We start from the raw sequence: 19,884 nt of genomic DNA, 5'->3' as shown, positions 1-19,884 counted from the left end.
TCCGTTAATTTGCAAGATATTATTGCCGCATATGTCCAATATCGAAAAATTAATCTCCATCAGAAATTTCACAAGTGAACACCATAAAGGTCTGGTCAGCCTCATCTTCGTCGGCAACTGGATCATCTCCAAACACCAGAACTTTTTCAAGGAGTACGACATCACCATGCAGCAGTTCAACATCCTGCGCATCCTCCGCGGCCAACATCCCAAATCCGCCAGCATCAACACCCTCAAGGAAAGAATGCTCGACAAAATGAGCGACGTTTCCCGCCTCGTGGAAAGGCTCCGCAAAGCCGACCTCGTGGAAAGAAAAAGCTGCGAGGCAGACCGCCGCGCCGTAGATGTGAAAATTACCCAGAAAGGCCTGCAACTATTGAAAGAAATCGACGAGAAAATTTTCGTGCTGGAAGAAACCCTTAAAACCACGTTGACAGACAAGGAAGTAGCACAACTCAACAAACTGCTCGACAAACTCCTTGGCGCCTACGAATAGCCTTTACTCCTCCACATAATCCAGGTCTTTCCCGAACGTTTCCTCCATGGAATATGCAAACCCGAACGCCAGCACGATAGAGATCACGCCCGTGGCCAGGCCGCTTTGAAGATAACTGAGCCCCGCCGTCTGCAAGCCGCCGAACACCAGCGAGATCACCGGCAGCATGCCCCGCGCGTAATTGGGGACCGTCGTAGCTGCCGTGGCGCGAAGGTTGGTACCGAACTGCTCGGCCGCCACCGTTACGAAAATCGCCCAGAAGCCCACACTGAAGCCCATGACGCCGCAAACCGTGTAGAACAGTTGCACGCTGGCGCCGTAGAGGTTAAAATACAGCACCACGCTGATCAATACGAGGGCATAGAAAATATACAGCACCTTTTTCCGGCTGCGCATGATTTGGCTGAGGTACCCGCTGGCCAGGTCGCCGAACGTCAGCGCCGCATAACAGATCATAATGGCTTTCCCGGGATTGATGGGGCCCTGCACGCCCATTTTCTCCGCAAATGCGTTGGAGAACGTCATGAGGATGCCCACCACGTACCAGGTCGGCAGGCCGATCATGATACATTTCAGGTAGCGGAAAAACCGTTCCCTGCTGGTGAAGAATTTAAAATAATTGCCACGGCTCACGCTGCTTTGCTTGATGGTGTTGAACATCCCGGACTCTACCACGCTGATACGCAGGATGAGAAGCGCCAGGCCCAGGCCACCACCGATGTAATAGCAGATCCGCCAGTTATCGCCGAAATATTCCGACACGAAATAAGCAGCTACAGCGCCGGAGATACCTACACTCGCAACGATCATCGTGCCGATGCCCCGCTTTTCTTTCGGCAGCACTTCCGACACGAGGGTGATCCCCGCGCCCAGCTCGCCCGCCAGGCCAAGGCCCGCTATGAACCGCCAAACCATATACCAGAAAATGGCATTCTCTCCCCCTATCATCCCATTGGCGACATTCGCCACGGAATACAGCAGGATCGATCCGAAAAGTACCGACAGGCGGCCGCGTTTATCGCCCAGCACGCCCCAGATAATACCGCCGATCAGCATCCCGATCATCTGGATATTGATCAGCCACATGCCCACGGAATCGATTTTGTCGGCGGCAACGCCCAGCGATGTAAGACTTTTGATACGGATGATGCCAAAAAGCAGCAGATCGTAAATATCGACGAAGTAACCCAGGGAAGCCACGATCACGGCGGCATTCAACAATTTGACGGGTTTGTTGGCGGAATTCATAAAGGACAAAGATTTTCGGTTGATACGTGGACTTTCTGCAAAAAAGAAAGAGACGCAAATTTATTGCGTCTCTTCAAATATCAAAATTTTTTAAGGCTTTACTTTTTCTTTCCCTTCGCCTTCCGTTTTCGGCGCTTCGATCGGATGCCCTTCTTCATCGAAATTGGCGTGGATGCCCGATTTGCCGAAAATCAGCTTGATCGCCACCGGCAGCGTCGTGATCACCACGATGATGACGATGATCCATTCCAGGTGGTCTTTCAGCGTGGGGAAGGCTTTGTCGAGGAAGTGGCCGGCCAGCATGAGCGAAAACACCCAGGTAAACGAGCCGATGATGTTCCAGAACATGAATTTTTTCCGTTCCATCCCTACGATCCCCGCGATGATCGGGGCGAATGTACGGACGATGGGCAGGAAACGGGCCACGAAAATGGCGCCGCCACCATACTTGTCATAAACTTCCTTCGCCTGCCAGAGGTGTTTTTTCTTGAACAGGAAGGTATCTTTCCTTTTAAACAGGATGGGGCCGGTTTTCCGGCCGAACCAATACCCCACGATATTTCCGAGCACGCCCATGATCGCGATGAGGGTCATCATCACCAGTAGCGGCATATTGAAAAAGCTTTCCGCCAACAATTCGGCGTAAATACCGGCAACAAAAAGCAGGGAATCTCCCGGGAGGAAAAATCCTATAAACAAGCCCGTTTCCGCGAAAATAATCGCGAGAATCAGGTAATATCCTCCATTTGCAATAATCCACTCAGGGTTAAGAATGTGCTTGAAAAAGTCTATGATCTGGTCCATGCTAATGTTTAAAAACTATAATTAAGCGGCTAAAATTAATCTTTTATATGTCAAGAGGAAGTTAATATTTCCTGAAATAGGCCTTAGGCTTTGGTTTCAGGCGGAAGTTCCTTGAAATCGACCTCTCCTTCCCACTTCCCGATCACGGCGGTAGCCAAACAGTTACCGATCACGTTCACCGAGGTGCGGGCCATGTCCATCAGCTCGTCGATCCCCAAAATGAGGAAAACCGGCCAGGTGGGCAGGTGGAACGAGGCCACGGTGCCGAGGATGATCACCAGCGTAGCGCGGGGCACACCGGCCACGCCCTTGCTCGTAAGCATGAGCGTAAACACCATGAGGATCTGCTGGGGCCAGGTAAGCGGGGTGCCGGCCGCCTGGGCCACGAACACCGAGGCCAGGGCCAGGTACAGGGTGGACCCGTCGAGATTGAAGCTGTAACCGGTCGGCATCACGAACGCGATGATCTTCCGCGGAACGCCCATCCTTTCCATGGCTTCCATGGCTTTCGGCAGGGCGGATTCCGAGCTGGTAGTGGCAAAGGCGATGGAAACGGGCTCGGAAATTTCCTTGATGAACCGTTTGATGGGCAGGCCGATGATCAGCGCCACCGGTACAAAAACCAGCAGCACGAACGCAATGAGCGCCACATACAGGGTAAGGAGCAGTTTCAAAAGGTTTCCCAGCACATCAAGCCCGCCATGCCCCACGGTATAGGCGATGGCCGCCCCCACGCCCACCGGCGCGAAGTACATGACGATGTTCGTGAATTTGAACATGGTTTCGGAAAGACTGCCGCAGAAATCCAGCATGGGCTGGCGCATTTTGTCTTTCACCATCAGCAGCGCGATCCCGAAAATGACGCTGAACACGACGATGGGCAGGATTTCGCCATGATAGATGGATTTGGCGATGTTTTCGGGGAAGATGTGAAGGATGATATCCTGCCAGTTCTGCGGCTTGGTAGCCGGCAGCACTTCATGGCCCACAGGCGGCTGCGGAACGCCGACGCCCGCCTGTGAAATGTTAATGGCGGCCAGGCCGATGAACAGGGCGATGGTGGTAACGATCTCGAAATAAACGAGTGATTTCCAACCCATACGGCCCACCTGCTTGATATCGGAGTGACCGGCGATGCCCACCACCAGCGTAGCGAAAAGCAGCGGGGCGATGATGGTTTTGATCAGCTGCAGGAAGACTTTACTGAGCACCTGGAAGTTCACGGCGATGGCCGGCCAGTCGTGCCCCAGTTCTCCGCCCACCAGCATGCTCACGAGGATCCAGGTGGTGAGGGATTTTTTGGCGATGGCAAACCACACGAATGCCGCAACCACGATCCAGCGGGTGATCACCAGGATATCCTGCGGAATGGATACCGCAGTGTAGAAATCTATGACATGCAAAATGGCAACGATCGTCAATACGATAAATGCAGTGATGCCTGCCTTCCGTTTATTCATCATGAAATTAGAGGTGATTTAGGTTTAGATGCGACAAAAATCGCCCAAAAATAAGGTTCTCGGTCGAAAATTCCCGCAGATGGGCGTTACCGCTCGTACATAAAATAAAATATGGCTTTTATCATTAACACACTATATTTGGCGATCTATAAAACAAATCTAACCGCTAATATCAACCACAACCCTCTATTTGTATGAGTAGACTCTTTGTCAAAAAGCCGCTTGCACAGTTATTCGCGGAAGCTTCCGATTCTGAAAAAGGGCTTAAAAGGTCTTTAACTGCCACCAGCCTCGTTGCACTCGGCATCGGCGCCATCATCGGCGCGGGCCTCTTTTCCCTTACCGGGCTGGCCGCCGCCAACAACGCAGGCCCCGCTGTTACGCTTTCCTTCGTGATCGGCGCTATCGGATGTGCATTCGCCGGGCTTTGCTACGCCGAATTCGCTTCCATGATCCCCATCGCGGGCAGCGCCTACACCTACAGCTACGCCACCATGGGCGAATTCCTCGCCTGGATCATCGGGTGGGACCTCGTGCTCGAATACGCCCTCGGCGCCGCCACGGTTTCCATCAGCTGGTCGCAATACCTCGTCAAATTCCTCCATCACTACAATATTCATTTGCCGGCGCAGCTCACCGCCTCGCCGTTCGAAACCGTCACCATGCTCGACGGTTCCACGGTAACCGGTATCATGAACCTCCCTGCCGTCCTGATCATCATCGCGCTTTCGCTCCTGCTGATCCGCGGCACCCGTGAATCCGCCCTGCTGAACGGGCTGCTCGTGGCCTTGAAAGTTGTGGTGGTACTGGTATTCATCGCCGTAGGCTGGGGCCATGTAAACCCTGCCAACTACGATCCCTACATTCCCGCCAACACCGGCGAATTCGGTCACTTCGGTATCTCCGGCCTGTTCCGCGGCGCCGCCGTGGTGTTCTTCGCCTTCATCGGGTTCGATGCGGTATCCACCGCCGCCCAGGAAGCCAAGAACCCCAAGCGCGACATGCCCATCGGCATCCTCGGTTCCCTCGCTATCTGTACCATATTATATGTCCTGTTCGCACACGTGATGACCGGCCTGGCCAACTATACCGAGTTCAAGGACAGCGCCGCCCCCGTAGCCATCGCCATCGCCAAAACGCCCTACGGATGGCTGCAACAGGCGATCATCCTGGCCATCCTCGCAGGTTACACTTCCGTGATCCTCGTGATGCTCCTGGGCCAAAGCCGGGTGTTCTATTCCATGTCGCTCGACGGCCTCCTGCCCAAAACCTTCTCGCAGGTACACAAAAAATTCCGCACCCCGTATAAAGCCAACATCCTGTTCATGGTGTTTACCAGCCTTTTCGGCGCCTTCGTTCCCGTACACATCGTGGGCGAAATGGTGAGCATCGGCACCCTGTTCGCTTTCGTGCTGGTTTGCGTGGGCGTGATCGTGATGCGCAAAACCGACCCCGATGTACCCCGCGCTTTCAAGGTGCCCCTGGTACCGGTTGTTCCGATCATCGGCATCATCATCTGCCTGGCCCTCATGGCCTCACTCCCGCTCGATACCTGGCTGCGCCTCGCCGCCTGGATGGGCCTGGGCCTCGTGATCTACTTCGCCTACAGCAAGAATCACAGCAAACTCGGCAACAAACTGTAACCATACGCCCATTATACAAAATCCCGCCAGCCCTGGCGGGATTTTTATTTCCGGTAATCCCGGATTTGACGGGAATTTAATATTTTTGCAGCCTCCTTATCACCGGCCACCCGGAGCATAAGGCAAACTCTTTCAAACATTATGGGACGTATTTTTGAAGTAAGAAAAGCGACCATGTTCGCCCGCTGGGACCGCATGGCCAAACAATTTACCCGTATCGGCAAGGAAATCGCCATGGCGGTGAAGCAAGGCGGCATGGACCCCGATAACAACCCCGCTCTCCGTCGCTGCATCCAGAACGCCAAAGGCGTGAACATGCCGAAAGACCGTGTAGACGCCGCCATCAAACGCGCGATGGGGAAAGACAAGACTGATTACGAAGAAGTTGTATACGAAGGATATGCCCCTCACGGCGTCGCCGTTATGGTAGACACCGCCACCGACAATACCACCCGTACCGTTGCCAACGTACGCATGCACTTCAACAAATGCGGCGGCAGCCTTGGGAACAGCGGTTCCGTAGGCTTCATGTTCAACCGCCTCGGTGAATTCAAGATCAAAAACGCCGGCCAGAACCTGGAAGATCTCGAACTGGAACTGATCGATTTCGGCCTGGAAGAAATCGGGGAAGACAGTGAAGGCAATATCATCGTTCGCGCCACTTTCACCGAATTCGGCAATATGTCGAAAGCGCTGGAAGAAAAAGGACTGGAAGTGATCGCCGCCGAACTGAAGCGCATCCCCGCCACCACCGTGGAACTGAACGAGGAACAAGCCAAGGAAGTACTGGAGCTGATCGACCGCCTGGAACAGGACGACGACGTGCAGCAGGTATTCCACAACCTGAGATAATCGTATCCGCGATATAACTAAAAAGCCCGCCGGATGGCGGGCTTTTTAGTTATCTGCAAACGCCTTCCGGGAAGCGCTTATAAGTCGATTCGAACGGATGATCGCCGCAAGCAGCCACCCGTAAATTTTCCAGTTAACCCGGATACTGAAATGCAATTCTACTATTGAATGCAGGAAACCTCAAGACAGCTCCCCTTTTTCAACTACCCGCCGATCACATTTTGCGGCGCTCCGTCCAGAAATGCTTTCACATTCTCCACCACCTTGTCCATGAGGCGGGAGCGTGCTTCGCGGGTGGCCCAGGCGATGTGCGGCGTAACGTAGCAGTTGCGGGCCGTCAGCAGCGGATTGCCTGCGGAAGGGGGCTCCACCGATAAAACATCCAGTCCTGCCCCGGCAATAACCCCATTATTGAGCGCATCGGCAAGTTCCGGCTCGTTGATGAGCGGACCGCGGCTGGTATTGATCAGTATCGCCGAGGGCCGCATGGTAGCCAGTAGCGCCGCGTTCACGAAGCCTTTGTTGGCCTCGTTGAGCGGACAATGCAGGGAAACGATGTCCGCTTCGCGGAAACAGGTTGCCTGGTCCGTGAAAGTGACTCCTTCCATCCGGTCGCGCTCCGGATGCTTGTGGCTCACGATTACGCGCATCCCGAACGCCAGGGCGATACGCGCCACCGCCTGCCCGATCTGCCCGAATCCTATAATGGCCAGCGTTTTCCCGGATAATTCGGTGAGGGGCATTTTCCAATAGCTGAAATCGGGACAGGCCGCCCATTCGCCATTCCGGACACTGTCTGCATGCAAACCCACGCCCTGGCAAAGTTCCAGGATGAGAGAAAAAGTGAGCTGGGCCACGGAAGCCGTGCTGTATGCGGGAACGTTGGAGACGGTAATACCTTTGGCGCGCGCAGCGTTAATATCTACCACGTTATACCCGGTGGCCATGACGCCGATGTAACGAAGGGACGGCAGCTGGTTGATGACGGACGCGGGGATGAGGGATTTATTCGTGAGGAGGATTTCTGCTCCGAGGGCGCGGGCCGCCACATCGGCGGGGGCCGTTCTGTCGTGGACGGTTACGGTGCCGAGGGATGCTAATGCATCCCACGACAGATCACCGGGCTGTAAAGCATATCCATCCAGTACTACGATTTTCATATGCGGCGGCTTTTTGATGAAGGACTAAAAATAGACAATTCCTCCGTCGATCAAAAGCCTGCTCAGCAATATCGTATCCCTGAAAAAAATCCCGTTGTGCGCAGGAGTAGGAAGGAAATTCCACACCTAACCAGGAAAGACCGATGCTCCCGCCGTTCAACGGGGAAAGCCGGTCTTTCACTGATAAAAACAACATGGAAAGGATTTTCGACCTGTGCGGATAACAGCAGGTAAATCAAAGCATAGCTTTGTCACTACACAAGCCGCACAAATAAAGAAGTTGGTTAACAAACAACATCACCCTTTTTTACAAATCATGGGAAACCCATAAAAATCCTTGGTACAGGAACGTTCCGCATAGTCTTATGTGAACGGGATCCCGGAGTAGATTCGCGCCGGGATGTAATGGATGCTGTGCTCCCGATTCCCGGTGTATCGATATCAACGGAAGCGGCCTTCAGCATCCGGCTCCTTCATTGATGGCCGGATCAGCAGGTGCAATTCGTTCCATCAACCAGGCAGAAAAATTCCAGCTTCCGGCGCACCTGGACTTGCAGCTTGCCTCATGCGAAATCTCATGTATAACAGGGAAAATAATTCGCAAGGGAAGCGAAGGTTCACGTCAACCAGCAATCATTGAAAAGGAGAAAAACGAGATCGTACATCGGCGGCGGATTCACGCATCATCGCAACAGCGTCACTTTATGGAACTGGTTGTTCAATTTGTCGACCACGAAGTTCCCATAGATCGACCGGTAAGTTCCATAACAAAGTTTCCCCCCTACTTCCATATTATGTTCCTTACCCAACGGGTGAAGCCCCTCTATCAGCCCCACGAACCGCATCCTTTGCAATTGGCCGCCACAGCGGCATTTGATTTCAGAAAGCCTCTTGTGAGAGTGTACGATTGTACTGCATCTGATACATCTTGCTTCCATAATTCAGTTACGTTTTAAATAAATTTTGGTTGTTGTCCCCTAACGCATGAATAGATGTTCTTTTGGTATAAAAGGTTAACAAAGCGCACACGCGTTTGTATAAACTAAAGAGGAGAAAAATGTAGCAGAGGGTTAAAAAAAAAGAGAAAACCTGTACCTGTTTTTTCCGGGTGGTTAATCCGGCGATCATGGGAAATGGTTAAAAATCTTTTAAAAAACCAGGCCAGGTCCGCACATAAAAATTCAGAGGATATGGGTAAACAATCTTTTAGATCTGGCGCCTCGGCACCCCCACTGGCATGAAAACTGAAAGAAGGCCGCCCTATTCAGAACGGCCCCCGTTTTCAGCCTATTTGAACCGTCTAAGCAATTTTCATTTGATTATGCCTGCAATTTATCCTCATTCCATTAACCAACGAATAGCAACGGGAGAATGAATAGACAATGAACATTTCGAAAGACAATGAACAAATAAGTGGCTGATAATAAATATTATATGAATTAAAATGAATAGCTTTTCTTGAAGAGTAACCACTGCGCTTGTGCCACCGCAGGGTTCCTGGGATCACTGTTAACAATCAATAAATAACCCGCCAGCCGGCTTAACTGCCAGTCTTCCCACATTTCCCCGCCCTGCCAGCAATAAATCCGCCGGAAATTCAACGTCACCGGCATCCGCAACGCCGCACAGGCCTGCATCGCACGGTCCAGCGCCATCCGCAGCCCCTCCCGCGTATAACCCAGCATCTCCAGCAACTCGCTCGCATAAAAATCAGGCACCGCCTCCGACTCCGCACGGTGCTGCTGTTCGAGGATTTCCTCCAGGTAATCGATCGTTTGTAACATAAGCTTCCATTTTTCGTGGTTTACTGATCCCGCTTCGCCAATTTCCGGAACATCGCCTTCTCTTCTTCCGTAAGGTTTTGCGGCACCGTGATCCTCACCCGCACATAAAAATCCCCCGGCTCCCCATTCCCTCCTTCCGCAACAGGCATCCCCTTCCCTTTCAACCTGAACATCCGCCCGCTATCCGTCCCCGCCGGGACCGTCAACTGCAACGCACTCCCCGGCACCGGCACCTGCACCTTCCCGCCTAAAACCGCCGTATACACGTCAACCGGTACTTCCAGGTACACATCCTTCCCCTTCAACTCAAATCCCGCTCCCGGCACAACACTCACCTCTATCAACAAATCTCCCGCCTCTCCTCCGTTCAAACCCGGGCTCCCCTTGCCTTTCAGCCGCAACACCTGCCCATCCGCCGTGCCTTTCCTTATCTTCAGATTCAATTTCTGTCCGTTCACATTGATCTGCCGCGTGGCGCCCGTATAGACATCTTCGATACTCACGTCCATCGTAGCATGCAAATCCCCGCCGCGCCGCGTGCGCGAACGCCCTTGCTGCGCGCGGCTCCGGAAGCCGCCACCGAACAGGTGCTCGAAGAAATCGGAAAACTGCCCGCCTTCCCCGAACATATCTTCAGTATTGTACTGCTGTCCGCCACCCTGCTGTTGCTGCGCCCGCCAGCGGTTCCAGTCGAAATCGCCCTGCTGCGCGCCGGCCTGTTCGTAATACTTCCAGTTCTCGCCGAACTCGTCGTACTTTTTCCGCTTCTCTGCGTCGCCCAACACTTCATACGCCTCGTTCAGCTCCTTGAACTTCTCTTCCGCGAGCTTGTCGTCGGGATTTTTGTCCGGATGATACTTGACCGCCAGTTTGCGATAAGCCTTCTTGATCTCGTCGGCACTCGCCTTTTTATCTACGCCCAGTATCTTGTAATAATCTTTATAGTCCATATTTCCAGTATAACAATTTGTGCGCCGGCCTTGTTTGGCCCCGCGGTCCATAAAAAATGCCCCCTGCGCATACAGGGGGCACGTTCCGTAACGGTATAATCGGTACAGGTTCGTTACTCCCTGATCATTTCCATGACTACTTTCACCACATCTTCCACGTTTGGCTTGGAGAAGTAATCGCCATCGGAACCGTAAGCCGGGCGGTGCGCCTGGGCAGACAGGGTGCGGGGCGCCACGTCGAGCCAGCGGTAACCGCCCTGCAGTTCCATCACTTGCTGGAACATGTAAGCGGTGCCGCCGCCGGGAACGTCTTCGTCCACGAAAAGGATGCGGTTGGTCTTTTTCAGCGAATCCAGGATGGAGTGGCTGGTATCGAAAGGCAGGAGCGTTTGTACATCGATCAGTTCGCAGGAAACGCCGAGCCCGGAAAGGGTCTGGATGGCCTCCTCGATGATGCGCAGCGTACTGCCGTAAGAAACGATGGTAATGTCGGTACCTTCATGCAGGATTTCCGGAACGCCCATGGGTACGGTGAATTCGTCGAGATTCTCCGGCATGCGCTCTTTCAGGCGGTAACCGTTGAGCGATTCGATGACGATCCCCGGTTCATGCGCGCGCAGGAGGGTGTTGTACATCCCTGCCGCCTGCACCATGTTGCGGGGCACGCAAACGTAGAAGCCGCGCAGGGAGTTGATGATCATCCCCATAGGGCTGCCCGAATGCCAGACCCCTTCCAGCCGGTGGCCGCGGGTGCGGACGATGATGGGACAGAACTGCGTGCCGCGGGTGCGGTATTGCAGGGATGCCACATCGTCGCTCAGGGGCTGAAGGCCGTACAGCAGGTAATCCAGGTACTGGATTTCCGCGATGGGCCGCAGGCCGCGAAGCGCCATCCCGATCCCCTGGCCCATGATGGTCAGTTCGCGGATGCCGGTATCGGAAATGCGGACTTTGCCGTGTTTGGCCTGGAGACCGGCGAATCCCTGGTTGACGTCGCCGATCTTGCCCACATCTTCGCCGAAAGCGAATACCAGCGGGTTGCCGGTGAACAGTTGATCGAAGTATTTATTCAGCACTTCGTAGCCGTTGAGCACGGGAGCGTCTGCCGCATATTCGGCCGGCACTTCCGGGACGTTGAGCGCCGAATTGGCACCCGTGGCGTACAGGAGACTGTTGTAGTTTTCTTTTTCGGTGACGAGCTGGTTGTCGTAAAACAGCTGCAGATCGTTCAGTACCGGCGAAAAATCGCGCGGGTAGCGGAACAGGATGTGCGCAGCAGATTTGAGGATATCGCGGCGGAGGGGCTCGCGGTTGGCGGCCAGCTCCTGGATGGCATGCTGTACCAGTTCCGTTTCCACCCGGCCTTCCTCGACGAGGTTTTTGAGGATGGCGGTCAGCCCCTGCACCTGCCCGCGGATGGGCGCGATGTATTTTTCCCAGGCGCGTTTGCGGCCTTCGTGGGCAAGCACTTTGGCTTCGGCTTCCACTTCCTGGAGGGCGCCTTCATCGGCCAGGGCGTTTACGACGATCCACTGGCGCATTTTGCTATTGCAGTCGAATTCCTTTTCCCAGGCCAGGCGTTCCTTGCTTTTGTACCGCTCGTGCGAGCCGGAAGTGGAGTGCCCCTGGGGCTGGGTGATCTCTTCTACATGGAAGAGCACAGGCACGTGGGTTTCACGGGCCTTACGGATACCTTCTTCGAACACTTCGCAAAGGCCGGCGTAATCCCATCCCTTTACATTATATATCTCCAGCCCGTTGGTCTGCTCCCCTTTCCGGAAACCTTCCAGCGCGGCGCTGATAGAACCTTTGGTAGTTTGATACTTGCGGGGAACGGAAATGCCGTACCCATCGTCCCACACAAAAATGCAAAGCGGCACCTGCAACACACCGGCGGCATTCACGGTTTCCCAGAAATGGCCCTCGCTCGTAGATGCGTCGCCGATAGTGGCGAAACAAACTTCGTTACCCTGGTGGGAAAGGTGCGTCAGCCCCTCCAGTTCCGGCACTTCGCGGAACAGCTTGGAAGCATAGGCCAGGCCCAGTGCACGTGGCATCTGTGCGGCCGTGGGCGCCATATCTGCAGCGGTGTTCTTCTGCGCGGTGAGCGGCAGCCAGTTACCGTCCATATCGATATTCGGAGTGGCGAAATGCGAATTCATCTGTCGACCGGCGGAAAAAGGATCGTTCGCCAGGTCGGGATCTGCATACAGCTGGGAGAAAAACTGCTCTACATTGGAAACGCCCGTAGCGAATGCCCACGTCTGATCACGGTAATAGCCCGAACGGAAATCGCCCGGCTTGAAATATTTGGACATCGCGATCTGCGCCACTTCCTTGCCATCGCCAAATATCCCGAATTTGGCCTTGCCGGTCAGAACTTCCCGGCGGCCCAGCAGGCTCACTTCCCTGCTGATACAGGCCAGCCTGTAATCATTCAAAACTTCCCTGCGGAACTCCTCAAATGACAACTGGCTTTGCATATTCATAGCTAATTCGTTGTTTTCGATCATGCCATCCTTGTTAAAGCACAAATGTAGGGGAAATTGATGAATGGGTAAATGCCCGTGCTCATCGCGTAAAAATTAAATTTTTAAGAAATTTTTAATATCTTGATATGCACGGTTCAGTTTTTGGCCGTAAATTTGAATTGGAAACTGGTAGAAACGTAAATGTTTAACCAATCGACTAAAAACCAATATTATCATGAAAAAATTCGTTGTATCCCTATTTGCAACTTTACTGGTTACCACTTCATTGTGGGCGCAGGCACAGAACGGCGGCGGTACGGCTAATGCAGTAGACGCCAAGCTCAAATTCAAGAAAGAAACAGTTGATTTCGGTAAAACCAAACTCAACAAACCCGTAACCGTTACTTTCGAATTCACCAACGTCTCCAAAGAACCCGTGCTGATCGAAGCGGCCAAACCCAGCTGCGGTTGCACCACCCCGAAATGGACGGCAGAGCCCATCCTTCCCGGAAAGGCAGGTAGCATCACGGCCACCTACAGCGCGAATGCGGTAGGCAAACCGATGAAAACCATCTACCTGAAGTTAAAGGGAGTTGACCAGGAGAAGGAACTATTCCTCACAGGAACGGTTGAAAACTAAAAAAAGCAACAGCAAATAGCGATGCCTCCCGGACAACCGGGGGGCATTTTTGTTTAATATCGTCCATAACATAGCGAGTTGCCTTACCTTTGCCTCGCTAAAAACCAACACCAAATGCCGAACATCAGTCAGCGCGGCCAGATCATGCCGCCCTCTCCGATCCGAAAACTGGTACCCTTCGCGGAAGCAGCCAAAAAGAAAGGAGTTACGGTTTATCATCTCAACATCGGGCAACCCGATATCGAAACGCCGCAACCCGTGCTCGACGCGGTACGCAATTCCCATTTCAAAGTCCTGGAATACAGCCACAGCGCAGGCAACGAATCCTACCGCCGCAAGCTCACCACGTATTACGACCGTTTCGGCATCCAGGTGGATCATAACCAGATCATCGTGACCACCGGCGGCTCCGAAGCCATTATCTTCGGTTTCATGGCCTGCCTCGACCCGGGCGATGAGGTCATCATCCCCGAGCCCTTCTACGCCAATTACAACGGCTTCGCCGTGGAAGCGGAAGTGAAAGTGGTGCCCGTGACTTCCGGCATCGAATCCGGCTTCGCCCTGCCGCCGATCGCCGACTTCGAAAAGAAGATCACGCCCAAAACCAAAGCCATCCTCATCTGCAATCCCAACAACCCTACCGGCTACCTCTACAGCCCCGAGGAACTGAACGTGCTGCGGGATATCTGCAAAAAACATAACCTCTTCCTCTTCTCCGACGAAGCGTACCGCGAGTTCGCGTACGACGGCACTACCCTGTCTGCCCTGCAGCTGGAAGGCCTGGAAGATAACGTAGTGGTGTTCGACACCATCTCGAAGCGGTATAGCGCCTGCGGCGGCCGTATCGGCGCCCTGGTGACCCGTAATAAAACGCTGCTGGATTCGGTGATGAAATTCGCCCAGGCCCGCCTGAGCCCGCCGAGCTTCGCCCAGATAGCCGCGGAAGCTGCCGTTGATATGCCGGAAGATTATTTCGACGGCATCAAGGCGGAATACAGGAGCCGCCGCGACCTGCTGGTGAAGCGCCTCAACGGCATCCCCGGGGTGTTCTGCCCCAATCCGGGCGGTGCGTTCTACGCCATGGCCAAGCTTCCGATCGACGATGCGGACAAATTCTGCCAATGGCTGCTGGAAGATTTCAGCTATGATCAGCAAACGGTGATGCTTTCCCCCGGTACCGGCTTCTACGCCACTCCGGGCCTTGGCAAACAGGAAGTGCGCCTGGCGTACGTCTTGAACCTGGAAGCGATCGATAAGGCGATGACGGCACTGACAAAAGCGCTAGCGGTATATCCCGGCCGCCGCTAAACTGTCAGCGTTTCCTGTCAGTATGAGTTAAAAAAGTATTAAATCTGAAAAACTGACAAAAATCATGTTTTTGCGATTGAACGGCTGGAACGCCTAATTACAGCAAGATTTCACATTAAATATAATTCTATATAACATTTTCCGAGAGATTCTTCTGGATTTTAATGAAAATCTGTTTTTAAATTTGATTTTTATACTTACATTTACTGTGTAATCGGGACGCAAAGGTGCAGAATAATCAAATAGTAAAATTTAATATACATGTTAGGCAAATTTCTAAACCTGCTTTGCAAAAAATTAACTTGTATAATTTTGACAAATGGGAAAATGGCCCGACCTTTGCATTATCAACATTATGTAAAAAATCGGCGACTAACTAAAACGTTTTAGCCAAACAACATATTTTTGTATCAGTTTTTCATAACGTGGAATTTATAAAGGCAAACGGCTCTGTTCACAGAGCCGTATTTTTTTTCCCCATATAATTTCAACCGCTTCCAACCGATTGCATTTTGAAATCCTCTATTTCAAGAAAACTTAGCCCCTTTTTAAATCTTCATCTCGCCGAATTTTTCCTATTATTGTCATGTAATGAAAAGACAAGGTAGGTAACGTGCTTAACCGCATGGTACCTTTCGCTAGTTTTCATAACGTGGAATTTTAAAATGCAACGGTCCTGACTCCTCAGGACCGTCTATTTTTTCCCCCACCCTCATTTACGGGCATAAAAAAGGCCCCCTTGCGGAGGCCTCTTCCCTATCTTGTCGCATTCACACCTTACTTGGTATGGTTGCGGATCATTGTAAAGAAATCATCGAAAAGGTAACGCGAATCGTGCGGACCAGGCGTGCTTTCCGGGTGATATTGCACCGAAAACGCCGGTTTGTTCTTGATCCGGATACCTTCCACGGAATTGTCGTTCAGGTTGATGTGGGTCACTTCCACGTTCTCGGAAGCTTCCACCGCCTGCTTATCGATCGCGAAACCGTGGTTCTGCGTAGTGATCTCGCACTTGCCGGTCTGCAGGTTCTTCACCGGGTGGTTCAGTCCGCGGTGACCGTGGTGCATTTTATACGTCGGGATCCCGTTGGCCATGGCCAGCAGCTGATGCCCGAGGCAGATGCCGAAGAGCGGGCGCCCGGCAGCCAGTACTTTCTTGATGGTTTCCACGGCGTAAGTCAGCGGAGCAGGGTCGCCAGGGCCGTTGGAGATGAAATAAGCGTGCGGCTTGAACTCCTCGCAGGTTTCGAAAGATGTTTGCGTGGGGTGCACTTTCAGGTAAGCGCCTTTTTCGGAGAGGCATTTGAGCATGTTGCGCTTCACCCCGTTGTCCAGCACCGCGATACGGATGTCTGCGTTGGGGTCACCTACGAAATAAGGCTCTTTGGTCGACACTTCGGCGCAAAGCGCGAGGCCTTCCATGGAAGGAACTTCTTTCAGGCGGTTGGCCAGCTCCTGTTCATCGAGGATTTCGGAGGAGATGATGCAGTTCATGGCGCCCTTGTTGCGGATGTGGGCCACCAGCGCACGGGTGTCTACTTCGTGAATGGCTACCAGGTTATTCTCTTCCAGGAAAGTGGCGAGGCTCTGGTCTGCCATTTTGCGGGAGTAGTTGGAAGCGATGTTCTTGCAGATCAGACCACTGATCTTTACGGAACTGGATTCCACGTCTTCCTTTTTGGTGCCGTAGTTACCTACGTAGCAGTTGTTCATGATCAGCACCTGACCTTTGTAGGAAGGGTCTGTGAACACCTCCTGGTAGCCGGTCATCCCGGTATTGAAACAAAGTTCCCCGGACGCGGTACCTACTTTACCGAACGCTTTTCCGTGGAAAACGGTGCCATCTTCGAGCAACAGCATGGCAGGCTGTGTGGATCTGATAGTCTGCGGCATTTCTTCTTACCCTTACTTTTTTTATGTCCCGAAAAGGACGATTAAAACTGCGCAAAGTTAGGGCATGATTTTGAATTTCGTGCAGGTTTTTCCGATCAATTCAAATGAATGGATGTCATGATTTTGTCAGCCGCTTGTTTACCGACGGGATCGTCGGCCGAATGGGTGACCAGCAACTGTACCTGGCTGCCGCCTTTTACGAAAATAACGCTGTGAAAAGCAACGGGTGAAGTTTCCTGTAAGACATACGTCCCCTGTTGTAATAATGCCGGTTGGCCGTCGAGCTGCAGTTCGCGGGAAGTGTAACTGAACCGGGAAACCCCGGGCCTGGTCTCCATTTCGCGGGCCGTCAGCTGCGCCGCCTCCTCCAGGATCACGCTGGCCTGCGCCAGGAATACCGATTCTTCCATCCGGATCACGATCCCTTCCGCCTTTCCACCGGCCTGGAAGGCTTTTTTGTGCATATTGGGACGGTCGTTGGGGGATTCGGGCCGCAGGGACAGCGGTGTCTGTATCCGTATGAGGTGCCCCTTGAAAGTCCGCCACTGATCGTCCTGCAGCAGCGTGGCAGACACCGTGGGCTCCTTAAAAAACGCCATCAGATAGGGCCCGTACAGGAAACTCAGTCCCAGCACCGCCACAAAACAGATGACCCCGAAAGCCAGTGCCCCCTTCTTCCGTAGCGTGAACTGGGCCTTCCGCTCCCTGCGGCGCTCCATGGCAGCATATTCCTTCCCGGTAATACCGTTTTCCAGCCCGAATGCTTCCAGGTTGCCTTCCGGATGATATGCCAGCCAATCTTTATAAATGATGGGAAATTTCTTGCCGCAATGGTCGCAGAACGTGAGGTATTCGGATTTTAATGCACTGTATTCGGTACAGTGCTGGCATTTCATGTAGTTCATAGGGAGGATATTAGGTGCCGGTAACACTAAATTACGTTTTTTCTATATATAACCAAAATTTGACGGCCGGCCACTGAAAGCAGTCAATGCTTCTTATCCAAATAGTTAACACATCCGAACCAAACGTCCTCAAATTCATCTTTCCCAATTTCTTTCGGCAATAACGCGGCATTTCCGGCGATCTCTTCAATACCCGGTATCTGAATTTCCGCTAATACAGTCCCCCCGAACTCGAATTCCACTGAAGCAAGGCCGAAAGTCCTGTCCTTATAAATCTCTACTTTCCGCAACTCATAAGCATCATCGCCGATTTCACTGTAGATGAATTGGGGTTCATCATCTAAACCATGCAGCCAAATTACTTTCAAATATCTCATAAAACAGTGACTTTTTGTCCCATCAACGATCCTCCTTCCACTTTAACATTGGCGGATGCTACAACCTTTTGGACTATCCTTCATTTCCTCCCCCGGAAACCCAGCGTTGACGCTTAATCCAGGCGCTTCCTCCATCCAGCAGGGTTCCTGATACCTTCTCTCGCTTCCCCGAAACAGCAATCCGCACACCGGCTTTTATCATCGAACTTACGCTTCCGGGTTTTCCCACATCACGCATAAAAAAAGGGATAAGGCGTAGGCCTTATCCCTTGCGTATAGCTTTTTCGAAAAACTACTCAGCAGCTTTTTCTTCAGCAGCAGGTGCTTCAGCGCCTTCAGCTTCCGCTTTCTTCTTACCGCCGGCACGACGGGTTTTCTTGGCAGGAGCTTTATCAGCAGCGGCAGTTTTACCGTAGATTTCGTTGAAGTCAACCAGTTCGATCAGCGCAGTTTCGGCGTTGTCACCGATACGTTTGCCAAGCTTGATGATACGGGTGTATCCACCGGGACGGCTGGCGATTTTCTCGCTGATGGGGCCGAACAGTTCCTGGATCGCTTCTTTGTCCTGCAGGTAGCTGAACACGATACGACGGTTGTGGGTGTCGTCGGTTTTACCACGGGTCAGCAGGGGTTCCACGTAAACGCGGAGCGCTTTGGCTTTTGCCAGGGTGGTGGTGATACGTTTGTGAGCAATGAGTTCGCAAGCCAGGTTGCTCATGAGGCTTTTGCGGTGAGCGGACGTGCGGCTCAGTTTGTTCAATTTCTTTCCGTGACGCATGACTTTTTGTTATTTGGTTTCCCTCGCACCGTGTCAGGAATTGCAAGGTACTTGTTATAAAATGCAAATCACGCCCATCCTAACGGCGGCGTGATTTACGAAATGAATACTATTCTTCGTCGAGTTTCAGTTTGGACAGGTCCATACCGAAATGCAGGCCTCTTTCGCCCAGCACTTGTTCGATCTCGCTGAGGGATTTCTGACCGAAGTTGCGGAATTTCATCAGTTCTTCCTGTTCGTACTGTACCAGTTCGCTCAGGGAGTTGATTTTAGCCGCTTTCAGGCAGTTGAATGCGCGTACGCTCAGATCCAGGTCTTCCAGGGGAGTTTTCAGGATCTTGCGCAGCTGCAGGGTTTGTTCGTCTACCACATCTTCTTTCTCAGTGTCTTTGGTATCAAAGCTGATGTTCTCATCGGTGATGATCATCAGGTGCTGGATGAGGATACGGGACGCTTGTTTTACCGCTTCTTCCGGATGGATGGTACCGTCTGTCACTACTTCCATGATCAGTTTCTCGTAGTCGGTCTTCTGCTCCACACGGGTGTTCTCGATGCTGTATTTCACGTTTTTGATGGGCGTGAACACGGAATCGATCGCGATATAACCAAACACTGCATCTTTGGGTCTGTTTTCCTCTGCCGGAACGTAACCGCGGCCTTTGCCGATGGTCAGCTCGATGTCCAGCTTGGCGGAAGGATCCAGGGTGCAGATCAACAGTTCGGGGTTCATGATCTGGAAAGAGTTGGTCGCTTTCTCGATCATATCTGCCCGGAACTCGGTTTTGCCCTTGATAGAGATCTGGATTTTCTCGCTGCCTACTTCATTCTCAACGATCTTCTTGAAACGAACCTGTTTCAGGTTGAGGATGATTTCAGTAACGTCTTCCGTGATCCCTTTCAGGGTGCCAAACTCGTGATCAGCGCCTTCGATCTTGATACCCACAATGGCATAGCCCTCCAAAGACGACAACAGCACGCGGCGGAGCGCGTTACCAATTGTCACACCATAACCCGGTTCTAACGGACGGAATTCGAATTGAGCTTCAAAGTCGGTAGACTTCTGCAAAACGATCTTGTCAGGCTTTTGGAAATTAAGAATTGCCATTGATATGCTT

17 protein-coding genes are annotated in these 19,884 nt (G+C 52.5%); 5 read left to right on the top strand and 12 right to left on the bottom strand.

Features of this window, described 5'->3' with window-relative positions:
- Positions 1–31: 31 nt before the first annotated feature.
- Entirely contained in the window at positions 32–496 is a 465-nt protein-coding gene (locus tag EJ361_RS16795) for a MarR family winged helix-turn-helix transcriptional regulator (protein WP_126246806.1), read from the top strand.
- Positions 497–499: 3 nt separating this feature from the next.
- On the opposite strand, the gene EJ361_RS16790 is transcribed toward EJ361_RS16795, so the two are convergent.
- From EJ361_RS16790 to EJ361_RS16780, 3 genes are all read right to left on the bottom strand, one after another.
- Positions 500–1,744: an MFS transporter gene (locus tag EJ361_RS16790; protein ID WP_126246805.1), complete on the bottom strand. Its 1,245-nt coding sequence runs from the start codon at positions 1,742–1,744 to the stop codon at positions 500–502.
- 90 nt (positions 1,745–1,834) lie between these two features.
- Complete coding sequence (locus EJ361_RS16785) at positions 1,835–2,548, bottom strand: DedA family protein (RefSeq protein ID WP_126246804.1); 714 nt, start codon at positions 2,546–2,548, stop codon at positions 1,835–1,837.
- A gap of 83 nt (positions 2,549–2,631) precedes the next feature.
- On the bottom strand, positions 2,632–4,011 hold the full coding sequence (locus EJ361_RS16780) for a dicarboxylate/amino acid:cation symporter (RefSeq protein ID WP_240646650.1): 1,380 nt from the start codon (positions 4,009–4,011) through the stop codon (positions 2,632–2,634).
- Between the two features lie 191 nt (positions 4,012–4,202).
- Between EJ361_RS16780 and EJ361_RS16775 the strand changes: the two genes are divergently transcribed.
- Both EJ361_RS16775 and EJ361_RS16770 read left to right on the top strand, forming a co-directional pair.
- Complete coding sequence (locus EJ361_RS16775) at positions 4,203–5,651, top strand: amino acid permease (protein WP_126246803.1); 1,449 nt, start codon at positions 4,203–4,205, stop codon at positions 5,649–5,651.
- A 141-nt stretch (positions 5,652–5,792) separates the two neighbouring features.
- Positions 5,793–6,503: a YebC/PmpR family DNA-binding transcriptional regulator gene (locus EJ361_RS16770; protein WP_126246802.1), complete on the top strand. Its 711-nt coding sequence runs from the start codon at positions 5,793–5,795 to the stop codon at positions 6,501–6,503.
- A 203-nt stretch (positions 6,504–6,706) separates the two neighbouring features.
- Here the strand turns inward: EJ361_RS16770 and EJ361_RS16765 are convergent, their stop codons facing one another.
- From EJ361_RS16765 to EJ361_RS16750, 4 genes are all read right to left on the bottom strand, one after another.
- Complete coding sequence (locus EJ361_RS16765; RefSeq protein ID WP_126246801.1) at positions 6,707–7,663, bottom strand: D-2-hydroxyacid dehydrogenase; 957 nt, start codon at positions 7,661–7,663, stop codon at positions 6,707–6,709.
- Positions 7,664–9,102: 1,439 nt separating this feature from the next.
- On the bottom strand, positions 9,103–9,447 hold the full coding sequence (locus EJ361_RS16760; protein ID WP_126246800.1) for a hypothetical protein: 345 nt from the start codon (positions 9,445–9,447) through the stop codon (positions 9,103–9,105).
- A gap of 20 nt (positions 9,448–9,467) precedes the next feature.
- A complete protein-coding gene (locus tag EJ361_RS16755; protein WP_126246799.1) occupies positions 9,468–10,397 on the bottom strand; it encodes a DnaJ C-terminal domain-containing protein in 930 nt (309 codons plus the stop codon).
- A gap of 113 nt (positions 10,398–10,510) precedes the next feature.
- Positions 10,511–12,886 (bottom strand): alpha-ketoacid dehydrogenase subunit alpha/beta, encoded by a 2,376-nt coding sequence (locus EJ361_RS16750; protein WP_240646649.1) that lies wholly within the window; start codon positions 12,884–12,886, stop codon positions 10,511–10,513.
- A 217-nt stretch (positions 12,887–13,103) separates the two neighbouring features.
- Between EJ361_RS16750 and EJ361_RS16745 the strand changes: the two genes are divergently transcribed.
- Positions 13,104–13,508 carry a DUF1573 domain-containing protein gene (locus EJ361_RS16745; protein WP_126246797.1) on the top strand — a complete coding sequence of 135 codons (405 nt, stop codon included), beginning with the start codon at positions 13,104–13,106 and terminating at the stop codon, positions 13,506–13,508.
- Between the two features lie 114 nt (positions 13,509–13,622).
- Positions 13,623–14,816, top strand: coding sequence for a pyridoxal phosphate-dependent aminotransferase (locus EJ361_RS16740; protein WP_126246796.1), 1,194 nt, complete (start codon positions 13,623–13,625; stop codon positions 14,814–14,816).
- Positions 14,817–15,593: 777 nt separating this feature from the next.
- Here EJ361_RS16740 and carA read toward each other — a convergent pair.
- From carA to EJ361_RS16715, 5 genes are all read right to left on the bottom strand, one after another.
- Positions 15,594–16,709, bottom strand: coding sequence for a glutamine-hydrolyzing carbamoyl-phosphate synthase small subunit (gene carA / locus EJ361_RS16735; RefSeq protein WP_126246795.1), 1,116 nt, complete (start codon positions 16,707–16,709; stop codon positions 15,594–15,596).
- Positions 16,710–16,804: 95 nt separating this feature from the next.
- Entirely contained in the window at positions 16,805–17,614 is an 810-nt protein-coding gene (locus EJ361_RS16730; RefSeq protein ID WP_126246794.1) for a hypothetical protein, read from the bottom strand.
- Between the two features lie 83 nt (positions 17,615–17,697).
- On the bottom strand, positions 17,698–17,991 hold the full coding sequence (locus EJ361_RS16725) for a DUF6881 domain-containing protein (protein ID WP_126246793.1): 294 nt from the start codon (positions 17,989–17,991) through the stop codon (positions 17,698–17,700).
- A 292-nt stretch (positions 17,992–18,283) separates the two neighbouring features.
- Positions 18,284–18,769 (bottom strand): 50S ribosomal protein L17, encoded by a 486-nt coding sequence (rplQ, locus tag EJ361_RS16720; RefSeq protein WP_126246792.1) that lies wholly within the window; start codon positions 18,767–18,769, stop codon positions 18,284–18,286.
- A gap of 109 nt (positions 18,770–18,878) precedes the next feature.
- On the bottom strand, positions 18,879–19,874 hold the full coding sequence (locus EJ361_RS16715; protein WP_126246791.1) for a DNA-directed RNA polymerase subunit alpha: 996 nt from the start codon (positions 19,872–19,874) through the stop codon (positions 18,879–18,881).
- Positions 19,875–19,884 lie beyond the last annotated feature (10 nt).

It is taken from the genome of Chitinophaga rhizosphaerae (genome assembly GCF_003958645.1).
Classification (GTDB): domain Bacteria; phylum Bacteroidota; class Bacteroidia; order Chitinophagales; family Chitinophagaceae; genus Chitinophaga; species Chitinophaga rhizosphaerae.
This window is presented reverse-complemented; position numbering and strand designations above follow the sequence as displayed.

Excerpts from the sequence above, each read along its gene's own strand:
- EJ361_RS16795 (WP_126246806.1), top strand. The coding sequence starts at position 32 with ATGTCCAATATCGAAAAATTAATCTCCATCAGAAATTTCACAAGTGAA.
- EJ361_RS16790 (WP_126246805.1), bottom strand. The coding sequence starts at position 1,744 with ATGAATTCCGCCAACAAACCCGTCAAATTGTTGAATGCCGCCGTGATC.
- EJ361_RS16785 (WP_126246804.1), bottom strand. The coding sequence starts at position 2,548 with ATGGACCAGATCATAGACTTTTTCAAGCACATTCTTAACCCTGAGTGG.
- EJ361_RS16780 (WP_240646650.1), bottom strand. The coding sequence starts at position 4,011 with ATGATGAATAAACGGAAGGCAGGCATCACTGCATTTATCGTATTGACG.
- EJ361_RS16775 (WP_126246803.1), top strand. The coding sequence starts at position 4,203 with ATGAGTAGACTCTTTGTCAAAAAGCCGCTTGCACAGTTATTCGCGGAA.
- EJ361_RS16770 (WP_126246802.1), top strand. The coding sequence starts at position 5,793 with ATGGGACGTATTTTTGAAGTAAGAAAAGCGACCATGTTCGCCCGCTGG.
- EJ361_RS16765 (WP_126246801.1), bottom strand. The coding sequence starts at position 7,663 with ATGAAAATCGTAGTACTGGATGGATATGCTTTACAGCCCGGTGATCTG.
- EJ361_RS16760 (WP_126246800.1), bottom strand. The coding sequence starts at position 9,447 with ATGTTACAAACGATCGATTACCTGGAGGAAATCCTCGAACAGCAGCAC.
- EJ361_RS16755 (WP_126246799.1), bottom strand. The coding sequence starts at position 10,397 with ATGGACTATAAAGATTATTACAAGATACTGGGCGTAGATAAAAAGGCG.
- EJ361_RS16750 (WP_240646649.1), bottom strand. The coding sequence starts at position 12,886 with ATGAATATGCAAAGCCAGTTGTCATTTGAGGAGTTCCGCAGGGAAGTT.
- EJ361_RS16745 (WP_126246797.1), top strand. The coding sequence starts at position 13,104 with ATGAAAAAATTCGTTGTATCCCTATTTGCAACTTTACTGGTTACCACT.
- EJ361_RS16740 (WP_126246796.1), top strand. The coding sequence starts at position 13,623 with ATGCCGAACATCAGTCAGCGCGGCCAGATCATGCCGCCCTCTCCGATC.
- carA (WP_126246795.1), bottom strand. The coding sequence starts at position 16,709 with ATGCCGCAGACTATCAGATCCACACAGCCTGCCATGCTGTTGCTCGAA.
- EJ361_RS16730 (WP_126246794.1), bottom strand. The coding sequence starts at position 17,614 with ATGAACTACATGAAATGCCAGCACTGTACCGAATACAGTGCATTAAAA.
- EJ361_RS16725 (WP_126246793.1), bottom strand. The coding sequence starts at position 17,991 with ATGAGATATTTGAAAGTAATTTGGCTGCATGGTTTAGATGATGAACCC.
- rplQ (WP_126246792.1), bottom strand. The coding sequence starts at position 18,769 with ATGCGTCACGGAAAGAAATTGAACAAACTGAGCCGCACGTCCGCTCAC.
- EJ361_RS16715 (WP_126246791.1), bottom strand. The coding sequence starts at position 19,874 with ATGGCAATTCTTAATTTCCAAAAGCCTGACAAGATCGTTTTGCAGAAG.